This window comes from Streptomyces sp. NPDC045778, from assembly GCF_056431945.1.
The window spans coordinates 236,182-251,956 of the sequence record NZ_JBWKJZ010000001.1 but is presented as its reverse complement, the minus strand read 5'-3'; the positions used below and the strand labels follow the sequence as shown (position 1 = coordinate 251,956).

Annotated in this window: 7 protein-coding genes and 1 pseudogene; 1 reads left to right on the top strand and 7 read right to left on the bottom strand. The window is 73.0% G+C overall.

The genetic code is table 11. The annotated features are described in order from the left end of the window. Window positions 1–84: 84 nt before the first annotated feature. Window positions 85–2,727, top strand: a complete 2,643-nt coding sequence (gene glgP, locus AC07GB_RS01110; RefSeq protein WP_478841117.1) for an alpha-glucan family phosphorylase — start codon at window positions 85–87, stop codon at window positions 2,725–2,727. A 61-nt stretch (window positions 2,728–2,788) separates the two neighbouring features. Here the strand turns inward: glgP and AC07GB_RS01105 are convergent, their stop codons facing one another. The 7 genes and pseudogenes from AC07GB_RS01105 to glgX all read right to left on the bottom strand — a co-directional run bounded on the left by AC07GB_RS01105 (window position 2,789) and on the right by glgX (window position 15,691). Next, window positions 2,789–4,435 (bottom strand): M4 family metallopeptidase, encoded by a 1,647-nt coding sequence (locus AC07GB_RS01105; protein WP_478841116.1) that lies wholly within the window; start codon window positions 4,433–4,435, stop codon window positions 2,789–2,791. 290 nt (window positions 4,436–4,725) lie between these two features. Continuing rightward, window positions 4,726–6,411 (bottom strand): annotated as a pseudogene (locus AC07GB_RS01100) (M4 family metallopeptidase); the annotation flags it as partial. A 373-nt stretch (window positions 6,412–6,784) separates the two neighbouring features. Next, window positions 6,785–8,632, bottom strand: a complete 1,848-nt coding sequence (locus AC07GB_RS01095) for an ABC transporter ATP-binding protein (RefSeq protein ID WP_478841115.1) — start codon at window positions 8,630–8,632, stop codon at window positions 6,785–6,787. After that, a complete protein-coding gene (locus AC07GB_RS01090) occupies window positions 8,605–10,392 on the bottom strand; it encodes an ABC transporter ATP-binding protein (protein ID WP_478841114.1) in 1,788 nt (595 codons plus the stop codon). The genes AC07GB_RS01095 and AC07GB_RS01090 overlap by 28 nt, the downstream gene beginning before the upstream one ends. A 348-nt stretch (window positions 10,393–10,740) precedes the next feature. Continuing rightward, a complete protein-coding gene (locus tag AC07GB_RS01085; protein WP_478841113.1) occupies window positions 10,741–12,129 on the bottom strand; it encodes a carbohydrate-binding protein in 1,389 nt (462 codons plus the stop codon). A 193-nt stretch (window positions 12,130–12,322) separates the two neighbouring features. Then, window positions 12,323–13,276, bottom strand: a complete 954-nt coding sequence (locus AC07GB_RS01080; RefSeq protein WP_478841112.1) for a LysR family transcriptional regulator — start codon at window positions 13,274–13,276, stop codon at window positions 12,323–12,325. 102 nt (window positions 13,277–13,378) lie between these two features. After that, complete coding sequence (gene glgX, locus AC07GB_RS01075; RefSeq protein WP_478841111.1) at window positions 13,379–15,691, bottom strand: glycogen debranching protein GlgX; 2,313 nt, start codon at window positions 15,689–15,691, stop codon at window positions 13,379–13,381. Window positions 15,692–15,775 lie beyond the last annotated feature (84 nt).

Here is a 15,775-nt window from a genome sequence, read left to right as displayed (position 1 = left end):
GCGAGTTCAGTGCCCCGTGGTGGCGGGGCGGCCCGACCCCCTACCGTCGATGCGTCACGTACGTCCTCCGACAGAGGTGCCGCCGTGAAAGCCATCCGTCGTTTCACCGTACGTCCCGTCCTGCCCGCCGCCCTCGCCCCGCTCAGCGAACTCTCCCGCAATCTGCGCTGGTCCTGGCACGCCGGGACCCGTGACCTCTTCCGCGACGTCGACCCGGTCCTGTGGGACGCCTCGGGCGGCGACCCCGTGCGTCTGCTCGGCTCCGTGCCCGCGGCCCGCCTCGCCGAGCTGGCCGCCGACGAGGACTTCCTGCGCCGTCTCGGCGAGTGCGCCGACGACCTGCGCGAGTACGTCACCGGCCGCCGCTGGTACCAGGAGCGGCAGGCCGAGCCGCCCGGCGCCCCCGGCTCCGACCTGCCTGCCGCCGTCGCCTACTTCTCGCCCGAGTTCGGCGTCACGGCCGCCCTCCCGCAGTACTCCGGAGGCCTCGGCATCCTCGCGGGCGACCACCTGAAGGCGGCCAGCGACCTGGGCGTGCCCCTCGTCGGCGTCGGACTGCTCTACCGGCACGGCTACTTCCGCCAGTCCCTCACCCGCGACGGCTGGCAGCAGGAGCACTACCCCCTGCTCGACCCGAACGAGCTGCCCCTGACCCTGCTGCGGGAACACGACGGCACCCCCGCCCTGGTGCGGCTCGCGCTGCCCGGCGGCCGGGCCCTGCGCGCCCACGTCTGGCAGGCGCAGATCGGCCGGGTGCCGCTCCTTATGCTGGACTCCGACGTCGAGGAGAACGACCCCGGCGCCCGCGAGGTCACCGACCGGCTCTACGGCGGCGGCAGCGAGCACCGGCTCCTCCAGGAGATGCTGCTCGGCATCGGCGGTGTCCGTGCCGTGCGCGCCTACTGCCGCCTGACCGGGCACCCCGCCCCCGAGGTCTTCCACACCAACGAGGGTCACGCGGGCTTCCTCGGCCTGGAGCGCGTCCACGAACTGGTCCAGGGCGGGCTCGACTTCGAGGGCGCCCTGGAGTCGGTGCGCGGCGGCACCGTCTTCACCACGCACACGCCGGTGCCCGCCGGGATCGACCGCTTCGACCGCGAGCTGGTCGCCCACCACTTCGGCCCCGACGCCGAACTGCCCGGCATCGACGTGGAGCTGATCCTGCGCCTCGGCATGGAGACCTACCCGGGCGGCGACGCCAACGTGTTCAACATGGCCGTGATGGGCCTGCGCCTGGCCCGCGGCGCCAACGGCGTGTCCACGCTGCACGGCAAGGTCAGCCGGGAGATGTTCCAGGGCCTGTGGCCCGGGTTCGACCCCGAGGAGGTGCCGATCACCTCCGTCACCAACGGCGTGCACGCGCCCACGTGGGTGGCCCCCGAGGTGTTCCGGCTCGGCGCCCGGCAGATCGGCGAGCGCCGCACCGACCGCGCCCTGTCCGTCGGCGGCTCCGAGCGCTGGGACGCCGTCGCCGACATCCAGGACTCCGACATCTGGCAGCTGCGCCGCGAGCTGCGCGCCCAGCTGGTGCGCGAGGTGCGCAGCCGGCTGCACGTGTCCTGGCGGCAGCGCGGCGCCGCCACCGCCGAGCTGGGCTGGATCGACGAGGTCCTCGACCCGGACGTCCTCACCATCGGCTTCGCCCGGCGCGTGCCCTCGTACAAGCGACTGACGCTGATGCTGCGCGACCAGGACCGGCTCCTGGAGCTGCTCACGCACCCCGAGCGGCCCGTGCAGATCGTCGTCGCCGGCAAGGCGCACCCGGCCGACGACGGCGGCAAGCGGCTCATCCAGGACCTGGTGCGCTTCACCGACGACCCGCGGGTGCGGCACCGGATCGTGTTCCTGCCCGACTACGGCATGGCGATGGCCCAGAAGCTGTACGCGGGCTGCGACGTATGGCTGAACAACCCGCTGCGCCCCCTGGAGGCGTGCGGCACCTCCGGCATGAAGGCCGCGCTGAACGGCTGCCTCAACCTGTCGGTCCTTGACGGCTGGTGGGACGAATGGTTCGAGCCGGACTTCGGCTGGGCGATCCCCACGGCCGACGGCGCGGCCACCGACGACCACCGCCGCGACGAGCTGGAGGCGGCCGCCCTGTACGACCTCCTGGAGCGGCGCGTCACCCCGCGCTTCTACGAGAACGGGCCCGAAGGGCTGCCCGACCGGTGGATCGAGATGGTCCGGCGCACCCTGACCCGGCTCGGCCCGAAGGTCCTGGCCGGGCGCATGGTGCGGGAGTACGTGGAGCGCCTGTACGTGCCCGCCGCGCGCTCCCACCGGGTGCTCACCGCGGACGCCGCCACGGGGTTCGCCGCGTGGAAGAACCGCGTCCGCGCGGCCTGGCAGGGCGTCGCCGTCGACCACGTCGAGGCCACGGCCGTGGGCACCACCGCGGAGCTGGGCGCGACCCTCGCCCTGCGGGTGCGCGTACGGCTCGGCGAGCTGTCCTGCGACGACGTCGAGGTGCAGGCCATCGCGGGCCGCGTCGACCCCGAGGACCACATCACCGACGCCACGCCGGTGCCGCTGAAGCCCGCAGGACCCCCGGACGGCGAGGGCCGCCTCCGCTACGAAGGCCCCCTGGCCCTGGACCGCACCGGCCCCTTCGGCTACACCGTCCGCGTCCTGCCCGCCCACCGCCTCTTGGCGAACGGCGCGGAACTGGGCCTGGTGGCAGTGCCTTCGGAGGCGACGGGGGAGGCGGCGGGGGTCCTGATGCGCTAGCCCCGGACGTGGTGCGGGCGGCACCCGGGGGGTCTCCCCGAGTGCCGCCCGGTTCAGCGGGTTACTTGACGTTCACACCGGTCCAGGCGGCGGCAACCGCCTTCGCCTCGGCGGAGTTGGCGCCGTAGAGGTCGGTGGCAGCCTTCACCGTGTCCTTGCGGGCCTGCGCGTAGTTCGTCGTCGAGGTGAAGTACGACGTGAGGGCCTTGAACCAGATCTTCTCGGCCTTGTCGCGCCCGATGCCGGTGACCTTGGAGCCGTCCTTGGTCGGGCTGTCGTACGCCACACCGTTGATCGTCTTCTTGCCGCTGCCCTCGCTCAGCAGGTAGAAGAAGTGGTTGGCGATGCCGGAGGAGTAGTGGACGTCGACGTTGCCGGCGTTGCTGCTCCAGTAGTCGAGGGACGAGCCGTCCTTGGAGGGCTTGTCCATGTAGCGCAGCGGGGTGCCGTCGCCGTTGATGTCGATCTTCTCGCCGACGAGGTAGTCGCCCTTGTCCAGGCCGTTGTTGGCCTTGAACTCGACGGCGGCGGCGAAGATATCGCTGGTGGCCTCGTTCAGGCCGCCGGACTCACCGCTGTACTCCATGTTGCCGGTGGCCGAGGTGACGCCGTGGGTCATCTCGTGGGCGGCCACGTCGATGGAAGTGAGGGGCTTGGCGTTGCCCTCGCCGTCGCCGTAGGTCATGCAGAAGCAGGAGTCCTGCCAGAAGGCGTTGACGTAGGCGTTGCCGTAGTGCACGCGGGACGTGGCGCCCTTGCCGTCGCCCTTGATGCCGCTGCGGCCGTGCACGTTCTTGTAGTAGTCCCAGGTCAGGCCCGCGCCGTAGGCGGCGTCGACGGCGGCGGTCTGGGTGTTGGTGGGCTTGCCGGTGCCCCAGACGTCGTCGGCGTCGGTGTAGAGCTTGCCGCCGCTGGAGCCGTGGTTCAGGTCGACCGTCTTGTGGTTGCCGCGCCCGGAGTCGGTCAGCTGGTAGGTGCTGCCGCTCTTGACGGAGCCGACCGTGACCTTGCCGCTGTACTGGCTGTTGCCGGTGCCGGTCTCGACGGCCTGGTGCTGGTACAGCTTCTCGCCGGTGGCCGCGTCGGTGATGACGTGCAGCTCGCTCGGCGTGCCGTCCTTCTGCACGCCGGTGACGACGGTTTCGTAGGCGAGGGTGGGCTTGCCCTCGGCGGCCCAGACGACCTTGCGCGGCGCGCGCGGGTCGGCCTTCGCGGTGTCGCCGGTCTTCGCGGCCGTCGACTTGGCGGCGGCGGCCACGGCCTTCGGGGCCAGCTTCGCGTCGGTCGAGGCGACCTTGATGGTGGCCTTGGTCGCCTTGCTGACGCCGCTGACCGAGCCGTCCTTCGCCGTGTGCACGACGAGGTCGCCGCCGAGGACGGGAAGGCCGGCGTAGGTGCGCTCGTAACGCGTGTGCGTGGTGCCGTCCCGGTCCTTGACGACGTCACGGACGACGAGCTTCTCCTTGGCGCCGAGGCCGATGCGGTCGGCGGTCGCCGCGGCCTTGTCCGCTGCGCCCTGGAGCAGGCCGGCGCGGGCGGAGGCGGAGAGCGGGGCGGGCGCCGCGGCGGGGGCGGCGGCCGGGGCGGCGGATCTGTTGGTGTCGGGCTGTGCGGATGCGCCGGTGGTCATTCCGGCGGTGAGCAGCGCTCCGGCGGCGACGGCGGTGGCGATGGCCAGGGTGGAACGCTTCGATATGTGGGGGGTCACGCATGCTCCTTGTGTGAAGGCCCGGATGGCATGGGGGACCACCCGGGCCGAACTGGTGCTGTGCGGGAGAACTTGTGTGCCGTGCGTGAGCAGCGTGCCATTTGAGCCAGGTACATGTCAGGACCTTGATTGAATGTTGGCCAGATTGCGTCCGTTGGCCGATGGTCAAGGTCCGTCATGCGAACACCGTGTGAACGGAAGGGCCGAAGTCGATCACGCGGTGAACGGTGGCGCCGCCCCGGGGGTTGGCGGTTCCGGGCTCCCGGAGCGGCGCCGGTCGGCGCCGGCTAGGGGCGTGCGCCGACGTTGACGGCCGCCCAGGCGTTGGCGACCGCGGTGTACTCGGCGCTCGTGGTGCCGTACAGCTCGCCGGCGGCGGCCAGCGTGCCGGTGCGCGCCGCCGCGTAGTTCGTGGTCGTGGTGAACTTCGTGGTGAGGGCCCGGAACCAGATCTTGGCGGCCTTGTCGATACCGATTCCGGTCACGGGCTTGTTGTCATACGTCGGCGAGTTGTACGAGACGCCGTTGATGACCTTCGCGCCGCTGCCCTCGCTCAGCAGGTAGAAGAAGTGGTTGGCGATGCCGGAGGAGTAGTGGACGTCCACGTTCCCGGCGGTGCTGCGCCAGTAGTCGAGGGACGAGCCGTCCTTGGAGGGCTTGTCCATGTAGCGCAGCGGGGTGCCGTTGCCGCGGATGTCGATCTTCTCGCCGACGAGGTAGTCGCCCACGTCGTTCGCGTTCTTGGCGTTGAACTCGACGGCGGCGGCGAAGATATCGCTGGTCGCCTCGTTCAGGCCGCCGGGCTCGCGGCTGTACGTCATGTTGCCGGTCGCGGAGGTGACGCCGTGGGTCATCTCGTGGGCGGCCACGTCGATGGACGTCAGCGGCTTGGCGTTGCCCGAGCCGTCGCCGTACGTCATGCAGAAGCAGGAGTCCTGCCAGAACGCGTTGACGTAGTTGTTGCCGTAGTGCACGCGTGAGGTGGCGCCGCGGCCGTCGTTCCTGATGCCGTTGCGGCCGTGCACGTTCTTGTAGTAGTCCCAGGTCAGGGCCGCGCCGTAGTGGGCGTCCGCGCCCGCGGTCTCGGCGTTGGAGGCCTGGCCGTTGCCCCAGACGTCGTCCGGGCCCGTGAAGAGGGTGCCCGAGCCGGAGGTGCCGCGGTTCAGGTTGCGCGTCTGGTGGTTGCCGCGCGCGGTGTCGGTGAGCGTGTACTGCGAGCCCGACTGCTGTGTGGTGAGCGGGACCTGGCCGCTGTACTGCGTGTTGCCGGTGCCCTCGTGGACGCCCTGCCACTCGCCGAGCTTCTTGCCGGTCCTTGCGTCGGTCACCACGTGCAGCTCGTTCGGCGTGCCGTCCTCCTGGAGGCCGCCGACCACCGTCTCGTACGCGAGCTTCGGGGCGCCGCCCTTGCTGTCGGCGAGCCAGACGACCTTGCGCGGCTTCTGGGCCTTGAGCTTGGTGGAGCCGTCCGCCTTCGACGCGCTCAGCGCCTGCTTCTCGGCGCTCGCCGCCTTGACGTCGGCGCTCGTGCCGGTGCCCGTGAGGCGGGCCTTGGAGGCACGGTTGACGTCCGTGACCCGGCCTGCCTTGTCGGTGGCGACGACGAGGTCGCCGCCGAGGACGGGGAGGCCCGCGTAGGTGCGCTCGTAGCGCGTGTGCGTGGTGCCGTCCCGGTCCTTGATGACGTCGCGGACGACCAGCTTCTCCTTCGCGCCCAGGCCGATGCGCTCGGCGGTGGCGGCGGTGGAGGCGTCCGCCGCGCGGATCAGCTCGGCCCGCTGCGAGGGGGAGAGCTGCTGCGGCAGGGCGCCCGCGTCGGCCTTGGTGCCGACCGTCCCCGGGTCGGCCGACGCGGTGGTGGCCTGGACGGTCACGCCGAGCAGCGCCGCGGCGGCGACGAAGGCTCCGACGGCGGTGGCGCGCCTACGGGCAGGGGTTCTGCGTGCTGTGGGGGATGTGGGGGATGTGCTCAACACGGACTCCTTCTGCGCGGCCGCGGGGGTGCGCGGCCTGTGGCGACCCGGCGGCGGGTGACCGGCCGGGCAGAGCAGGGCAGTACGTGGTGCCTGGCGCGCGCCGCGCCGCCTTGGCCGCGTGCCGCGCGCGGGAGCCGCCGGGGGTTGGGCCCCTGGGCGACTGGTGAGGGGAAGAGTGCCATTCGAGACAGGTACATGTCATTCAGTTGGCGTACTTTGGCTGGAATACGTCCGCTGCGGGGGTTCGGGCGTCCGTTATGCGGCGCATCGGGGGGTTGCCGTTGATTGTTTACCTGCCCGTTGTCGGGGGCTGGGCGCGCAGTTCCCCGCGCCCCTTTGGGGCGCCCCCGGGCGGGGCCGCCCCCCGTGCGGCTCAGCTCACTACGCTGGATCGCCAGGCCTTGTGGAGTTGGGCGTAGGGGCCTGTGGTCGCGATCAGGTCGGTGGGGGTGCCGTCCTCGACGATCCGGCCGTGCTCCATGACCAGGACCCGGTCGGCGATCTCCACCGTGGACAGGCGGTGGGCGATCACGACCGCCGTGCGGCCGCGCAGCACCGTGTCCATCGCGCGCTGCACGGCCCGCTCCCCGGGGATGTCCAGGGAGCTGGTGGCCTCGTCCAGGATCAGCACCGCCGGGTCGGCGAGCAGCGCGCGGGCGAACGCCACCAGTTGGCGCTGCCCTGCCGAGATGCGCCCGCCGCGCTTGCGCACGTCCGTGTCGTAGCCGTCGGGCAGGGACGCGATGAAGTCATGGGCGCCGATCGCCTTCGCGGCCCTTTCGATCTCCTCGCGGGTGGCCTCCGGGCGGCCGATCGCGATGTTCTCCGCGACCGTGCCGGAGAACAGGAAGGCCTCCTGGGTGACCATCACGACGCCGCGTCTGAGGTCGGCCGTCGCAAGCTCGCGCAGGTCGACGCCGTCGAGCAGGACGCGGCCCTCCGTGGGGTCGTAGAACCGGGCGAGGAGCTTGGCGAGCGTCGACTTGCCCGCGCCCGTGGAGCCGACGACGGCGACGGTCTGCCCGGCGGGCAGTGTGAGGTCGAAGCGCGGCAGGACCTCGCCGCCCGTCCGGTACGCGAACCGCACGCCGTCGAAGACGACCGTGCGGCCCGGGTGCTCGGAGGCCAGTTCCGGCAGCGGGCGCGCGGCGGACTGCTCCGGCTCCGGCACGGTCGGCGTCTGCGCGAGCAGCCCCGCGATCTTCTCCAGGGAGGCCGCCGCCGACTGGTACGAGTTCAGGAACATCCCGAGCCGGTCGATCGGGTCGTACAGGCGCCGCAGATACAGCACGGCCGCCGCGAGGACACCGAGGGCGAGGGTGCCCTCCGCGACGCGGTGGGCACCCCACAGGACGATTCCGGCCACCGAGGTGTTCGCGACGAGCCGCGAGCCCACCACGTACCGGGCCATCTCCAGGAGCGCGTCGCCGTTCACGCGCTCGTGCTCGCGGTTCAGGGCGGCGAAGCGCTCGTCGTTGGCCCGCTCGCGCCGGAACGCCCGCACCGGGCGGATGCCGTTCATCGTCTCCGTGAACTTCACGATCACGGCGGCGATGGCCGTGGAGCGCACCCGGTACACCTTGGCCGCGCGGCGCTGGAAGAGCCGGATCAGCAGGTACAGCGGCACGAACGACGCCACCGCGACCCCGCCGAGGCCCAGGTCGAGCCAGAGCAGCAGCGCCGCGATGTACACGAACGACAGGATGACCGTGAGCAGTTCCTGGAGGCCCTCGCTGAGCAGCTCGCGCAGCGACTCGACGTCCGTGGTGGACCGGGAGATCAGCCGCCCCGAGGTGTACCGCTCGTGGAAGTCCACGCTGAGCGCCTGCGCGTGCCGGAAGATCCGCCCGCGCAGGTCGAGCAGCACGTCCTGGTTGACGCGCGCCGAGGCCAGGATGAAGGCGTACTGGAGCGCGCCGGACAGCGCCGCCGAGAGCGCGTAGCCGACACCCACGGCGATCAGCGGGCCGTAGTCGTCCTTCCGCACGGCGGGCACGGCCGAGTCGATGGCGTACGCCGCGAGCAGCGGGCCCGCCTGGACCGCGGCCTGCTGGAGGAGCAGCAGCACGGCGGCCAGCGTGACCCGGCCGCGCCGTGGCGCGAGCAGCGACCGCAGCAGCCGCCGGGTCGCGCCGGGCGCCGTGGGCAGCGTGTCCTGGTCGAAGTCGTCGCGGCCGGCGGGGCTTTGCGTACTCACTGGGATCCCCCCGACATCAGCCACGCGTACTCCGCGTTGTCCCGCAGCAGTTCCTGGTGTGTGCCCACGGCGGCGATGCGGCCCCCGGAGAGCAGGGCGACGCGGTCGGCGAGCAGCACCGTCGAGGGGCGGTGGGCCACCACGAGGGCCGTGGTGTCCTTCAGGACCCGCCGCAGCGCCGCCTCGACCATGGCCTCCGTGTGGACGTCAAGGGCCGACAGCGGGTCGTCCAGGACGAGGAACCTCGGCCGCCCCACCACCGCGCGGGCGAGGGCGAGCCGCTGCCGCTGGCCGCCGGACAGGCTCAGGCCCTGCTCGCCGACCTGGGTGTCCGCGCCCTGCGGCAGCTCGTGCACGAAGCCGGCCTGCGCGACCGACAGGGCGTGGTCCAGCTCCCGCTCCCCGGCGTCCGGGCCCGCCCCCATGAGGACGTTCTCCCCGACGGACGCCGAGAACAGGGTGGGCTCCTCGAAGGCCACCGCGACCAGCTCCCGCACCCGCTGCCGGGGCAGGGCCGCGATGTCCTCGCCGTCGAGCGTGATGCGGCCGCCGCTGACGTCGTGCAGCCGGGGCACCAGGGCGGTGAGCGTCGTCTTGCCGCTGCCGGTGGCGCCCACCAGGGCCATCGTCTCGCCCGTACGGATGTGCAGGTCGATGCCGGACAGGATCGCGGGCGTGTCGTCGTCCGCGTCGGGGTAGCGGAAGGACACCCCCTCGAAGCGCATCCCGTCGGAGCGCATCCCGTCGGCTGCCTCAGGGCCGCTCCCGGACGCGGCCCCCGCGTCGGACTCCGGCGCCGCGTCGAGCACTTCGAAGTACCGCTCCGTCGCCGTGGCCGCCTCCTGGCTCATCGCGAGCAGGAAGCCCATCGACTCCACCGGCCAGCGCAGCGCGAGCGCCGTGGACAGGAACGCCACGAGCGTGCCCGCCGACAGGCCGCCGTCGGCGACCTGCACGGAGCCGAGCACGAGCGCCGCCCCGATGGCCAGCTCCGGCAGGGTCGTGATGATCCCCCAGATCGCGGCGAGAAGGCGTGCCTTGGCCAGCTCCGTGCCGCGCAGGGTCCGCGAAAGCTCGCGGAAGGCCCGCGCCTGGCTGCGGTGCCGGCCGAAGCCCTTGATGATGCGGATGCCGAGCACGCTCTCCTCGACGACCGTCGTCAGATCCCCGACCTGGTCCTGCGCGCGCCGCGCCACGTCGGCGAACCGCGACTCGCAGTACGACACCAGGACCACCAGCGGTACCACCGGCGCGAGCAGCACCAGGCCGAGCGACCAGTCCTGGGCGAGGAGGAGGGCGACACCCACGAGAATCGTCGCGCCGTTCACCACCATGAAGGTCAGCGGGAAGGCGAGGAACAGGCGGATCAGCATCAGGTCCGTCGTGCCGCGCGAGAGCAGCTGGCCCGAGGCCCACCGGTCGTGGAACGCCACCGGCAGCCGCTGGAGGTGCCGGAAAAGGTCCGCCCGCATCGACGCCTCGACACCCGCGAGCGGCCGCGCCACCAGCCACCGCCGGAAGCCGAAGAGCAGCGCCTCCGCCACGCCGAGGCCGAGCAGGAGCAGCGCCCCGAGCCAGACCCCCGCCGTGTCCCCGTCGGCCACCGGCCCGTCCACCATCCACTTCAGGATCAGCGGGAAGACGAGGCTCGTACAGGAGGCCACGACGGCCACAAGGGCCGCCCAGAACAGGCGCTTTCGGACAGGGCGGACGTACGGCCACAGGCGCGTGAGCGTCCGGACGGCCGACCGGCCGCCGCCGGCGGATTCGAGTGTGGTGGACATCAGGGGCGAGCCTACGTTTCACCACTGACAGGGCCCACCGAGTTTCGTCCCGTACGCCGTCCTCCGCTGGTCCTAGGTCCCGCTCGGCGGCACGCGCACGTGCCCCCGGTGACGAGCCGCCGCGCTCCCGCGAACGGGAAGCGCTCGTACTCGTCACCGGGGGCACAAGACCCATCTCACCTGGATGTCCGGCAAGTCGGGCGTCGAGGACCGGGCCGCGGCCGTATCGGAGGCGCACCGCCGCGGCACCCTCGGCGGGCCCCCCGTAGCACGGGACCCGCCGGGACCGGAATCCGGTCCTCGCCGGCCGCGCACCCCCCGGGGCGCGGCCCGCTCAGCCCTGGGTCCTTACCCGCGCTCCCACAACGCGGGGGTGTTCGGGGGCTCCCAGCCCTCCTGTGCCTGGTGCGGCTGGAGGCAGCGGAAGGTCTCGCCGCCGTACGTGACCGTGTCACCGGTCTCGTACACGGAGCCCGCCGCCCAGCTGCCGTTCGGGTCGCCGGGGCCGGGCCCCGGGTCCTCGCCGCCCGTGGTCCGCAGCGTCAGCTGGAACTGCTGGAGCAGCGGATTGATCGGCTGGTGGAACGTGGTGCCGCCGGAGCGGCAGTTGCCAGAACCGCCCGAGGTGACGCCCTGCGCCTGGCTGCCGGAGATGTACGAGCCGCCGGAGTCGCCGGGCTCGGCGCACACCGTCGTGCGGGTCACGCCGTTGATGGTGCCCTCGGGGTAGGTGACGCTGGTGTTGTGCTGCGAGATCGTGCCGCAGTGCCATCCGGTGGTCGAGCCGGAGCGGCAGATGGAGGCGCCCACCGGCGACTGCGTCGAGCCCGCGACGCCCACGCGCGTGCCGCCCTGGCCCTTGACGTACGGGGTCGCCGTCCACTGTGCGTTCGTGGCCACCCACGCCATGTCGCGGCCCGGGAAGATCGAGCCGCGGAAGGTGCCCTGGGCGACCCGGTTGTAGCCCTGCGTGGCCGTGCCGACGCGACCGCAGTGGCCCGCCGTGGCGAAGCCCTGCGTCGAACCCTGCGTGACCGAGAAGCCGACCGAGCAGCGGCCGCCCATGTAGTACGCGTCGCCGCCGACGATGTCGTACAGCGGCTTCGGCCGGTCCTTGGTCTTCACCACGCGCACCAGGTCGCGGTCCACGCCGGCGGCGGCCACCAGCTCGTGGGCGGCGGAGGCGTGCACGGCGTTCACCACGACCGCGTTGGTCCTGACGTCGACGTACCAGACCGGGGCGTCCCGCGTCGTGGTCTTCTTCGCCTTCTTCGCGGCCCGGTCGAGGGCCGCCTTGGCCGCGTCGAGCCGGGCGACGGCGTGGTCGACGACCCGGGCCTTCGCGCCCTTGGCGGTGATGACGGGGACGTCCTTCTCGTCGGTCGTCGCGACCGTGAGCGTGCCCGAGGTGGCGCCCTGGACCCAGGCGCCCGCGAAGTCACGGCCGAGAGCGTTGCGCAGCGAGCCCGCGACGGCGCCGGCCTCCGCCTCGTTGACGAGCCGCGCCTCGGCCTGGGCGGGGGTGAGGCCGAGGTCGCGCTGCATCGCCTTGAGCACCGCGGGCGACGTCTCGGCCACGGCGGCGGTGTCGGCGGGGGACGGGGAGTCGGCGTGGGCGGAGCCGGGGATCGAGGCGAAGACGAGGGCGCCGGTGGCCACGAACGCGGCGCCGGCCGCGGCCAGGCCGCGGCGTTCGGGACGTTTCCTGGGGAACGGGGAGGCATCTTTGAGCTGCATGGGGGTCTCCTCGGTGTGTCATCGGGGAGGGGGGATCCGTAGAGCGGGGAAGCGGGATCCGCCCTCTCTCCGGTCGCCCACACCGTAGAAGCCTCAACAGGCGCCCAATAGATGCCAGTTACCCCCCTGGCCCCGCGTTATGGCCCCCGCCACCTGCCGTTCATCAGGACCGGCCCGACGCGGCCGGGAGCGGCTAGCCCACGTCCGCCCCGGGCGAGGCCAGCCACGCCGAGTAGCTCTCGCTGCGCGCGGCGGCCTCCGCGTGCGCGGCCCGCGCGTGCGCGAACACCGCCGCCGCGGTGTCGTGCGCGTACGTCTCGGGGTGCCACCCCAGCAGATGCCGCCAGTACAGCGGCGTGCCCGCGAGGGGGCGGGTCACCATCCCGCCCGTCGGCGGGAACGTCGCGCGGCACAGCCCGACGGCCCGCCCCACCTGCACCAGGTGCACGCACGACGCGGTGTCGGTCTCGTACACCGACGACGGCGTGAACCCCGCCCGCGCGCACGCCGCGGTGAAGCAGTCCCCGAAGCAGCCGTCCCCCGGCACGTCCGTCCACGCCTCGTCCGCGAGGTCCGCGAGGTCGATCTGCGGCTCCCCGGCGAGCCGGTGCTCGGTGGCGAGCATGACGAACACCGGGTCCCGCGCCACCTCCCGCCACACGAGCCGCTCCCGCTCCGGCGGCGCGGCCGCCCCGCACGTGCCGACGAGCGCGAAGTCAAGGCGCCCGTCGGCGACCTGCGCGGCGATCTCCCGCTCGGACCAGGAGGTGTACGTGGACACGGACTGCTCGGGGTGCGCGGCGGCGAGCCGGTCCACCAGGCCGCCGAGCAGCGGCCCGTGGGTGCCGCCGAGCCGGAAGCCGCGCCGGTCCTGCCAGCCGCGGGTGAACCGCTCGGCCTCCTCCTGGAGTTCGCTGACGGCGGGCAGCACGATCCGGGCGCGCGCGAGCACGAACTCACCGAGGGGAGTGGGCCGCACCCCGGACCTGCCGCGCTCGAACAGCGCGCCGCCCAGGGCCCTTTCGATCCGCTTCAGCTGGGCGCTGAGCGCGGGCTGCGCGAGGCCGAGCGCGGTGGCGGCCTTGGTCAGGCTGCCCGCGTCGGCGATCGCCCGGATCGTCTTCAGGTGCCGCAACTCCAGGTCCATGCGGTGAGCTTCGTCGGCCTCCGGGCCTGGGGCAATACTTTGGTACGGACCTGAAGCACCGTCACGGCCCGCCGACAGCAGGCACGTTGGCGGGGGGCCCGCTCAGGCCTGCCCCGCGCCGGGCGCGGGCACCGCCCTGAGCAGCAGCGCGGAGCGCGCCTCCACGGTCACCTCCGTGCCCGCGGCGAGCAGCGTGCCCGGGGCCTCGCGCTGCTCCTCGCGCGCGGTGTCCACCACCACCTCGTACGCGTCCGCCCACGGCGGCCCCGGCAGGGTGAAGCCCACCGCCCGGTCCGCGCCGTGCAGGACCGCGAGGAAGCTGTCGTCCCTCACCTGCGCCCCGCGCGCGTCCCGGCCCGGTATGTCGCGCCCCGACAGATACATGCCGAGCGTCGCCGCGGGCGCGTACCAGTCGGCCTCCGTCATCTCCGTGCCGCGCGCGGTGAACCACGCCAGGTCCCGCAGGCCGTCCGCCGAGTGGGCACGGCCGGAGAAGAAGGCGCGGCGCCTGAGGACCGGGTGCCGGTGGCGCAGCGCGATGAGGCGGCGCGCGAGCGCGAGGAGCCCGCCCCAGCCGGGGTCGTCGCGCAGCTCCCAGTCCACCCAGCTGATCTCGTTGTCCTGGCAGTACGCGTTGTTGTTGCCGCCCTGGGTGCGGCCCATCTCGTCGCCCGCGACCAGCATCGGCACGCCGGTGGAGAGCAGCAGCGTGGTCAGCAGGTTGCGCAGCTGGCGCAGGCGCAGGGCTCGCACGTCCGGGTCGTCCGTCTCGCCCTCGGCGCCGCAGTTCCACGCGCGGTTGTCGTCCGCGCCGTCGCGGTTGCCCTCGCCGTTGGCCTCGTTGTGCTTGCGCTCGTAGCTCACCAGGTCCCGGAGCGTGAAGCCGTCGTGGGCGGTCACGAAGTTCACCGACGCGTACGGGCGCCGCCCGCCCCACGCGTACAGGTCGCTCGACCCGGACAGGCGGTAGCCGAGGTCCCGCACGTCCGGCAGGGCGCCCCGCCAGAAGTCCCGCACTGCGTCCCGGTAGCGGTCGTTCCACTCGGTCCACAGCGGGGGGAACGCCCCGACCTGATAGCCGCCCGAGCCCACGTCCCACGGCTCGGCGATCAGCTTCACGCGCCGGAGCACCGGGTCCTGCGCGATCACCGCGAGGAACGGCGAGAGCATGTCGACGTCGTGGAAGGAGCGCGCGAGCGCCGCCGCCAGGTCGAAGCGGAAGCCGTCCACGCCCATCTCGCTCACCCAGTAGCGCAGCGAGTCCGTGATGAGCCTGAGGACCTGCGGCCGCACCACGTGCAGGGTGTTGCCGCAGCCGGTGTAGTCGGCGTACCGCCGGGCGTCCTGCTGGAGGTGGTAGTAGGCGTGGTTGTCGACGCCCTTGAGGGAGAGCGTCGGGCCCATCTCGCCGGCTTCCGCCGTGTGGTTGTAGACGACGTCCAGGATCACCTCGATCCCGGCCTCGTGCAGTGCCCGCACCATCCCCCGGAACTCGCCGACCTGCTGCCCGGTGGTGCCGGACGCCGCGTACGCCGCGTGCGGGGCGAAGTAGCCGATCGAGTTGTACCCCCAGTAGTTGCGCAGGCCCCGCCGCAGCAGGTGGTCCTCGTGCGCGAACTGGTGCACCGGAAGCAGCTCGACCGCCGTCACCCCCAGGCGTACGAGGTGGTCTATGGCCGCCGGGTGCGCGAGCCCCGCGTAGGTGCCGCGCAGCCGCTCCGGCACGTCCGGGTGGCGCATGGTGAAGCCGCGCACGTGCAGTTCGTAGATGACGGAGTCCGCCCACGGGGTCTTGGGGCGGCGGTCGTCGGCCCACTCGTCGTCCGGGGCGTCGTCGTGCACGACGACGCCCTTCGGCACGAACGGCGCCGAGTCCCGCTCGTCGCGCACGGTGTCCGCCACGTGCTGCTGCGGCCAGTCCCGCACATGGCCGTACACCTCGGGCGGCAGCGAACCGTAGTCCTGGCCGGGGCCCGCGTCGACCGCGCGCGCGTACGGGTCGAGGAGCAGCTTCGCCGGGTTGAAGCGGGCGCCCGTCCACGGGTCCCAGCGGCCGTGCACGCGGTAGCCGTACCGCTGCCCGGGGAGCGCGCCGGGCACGAAGCCGTGCCAGATCTCGTGCGTCAGCTCGGTCAGCGGGCAGCGCGTCTCGGTGCCGTCCGCGTCGAAGAGGCACAGGTCCACAGCGTCGGCGCCGCCCGCCCACAGCGCGAAGTTCGTGCCCGCGACCCCGTCCGGACCCACCCGGAAGCGGGCGCCGAGCGGCGTCGGCGCCCCCGGCCACACCGGGCGCGTGGGGGCGGGGCGGACCCTGCCGCCGCGCCCGCCGTTGCGCTCGGCCGCCGCGCCGCCGGGCCGGACCCGGTCCACGGCACGCGCCCCCTTGACCGCCCCCTGCTCGGGTGCACTCGACACCTGTCAGCCTCCCGCGGCTCGGCCCCGTCGGCGTGCGGTCGGGGCATGCGGCGTCCCGGCCGCGGCTCCCCGGCCGACGTCCTT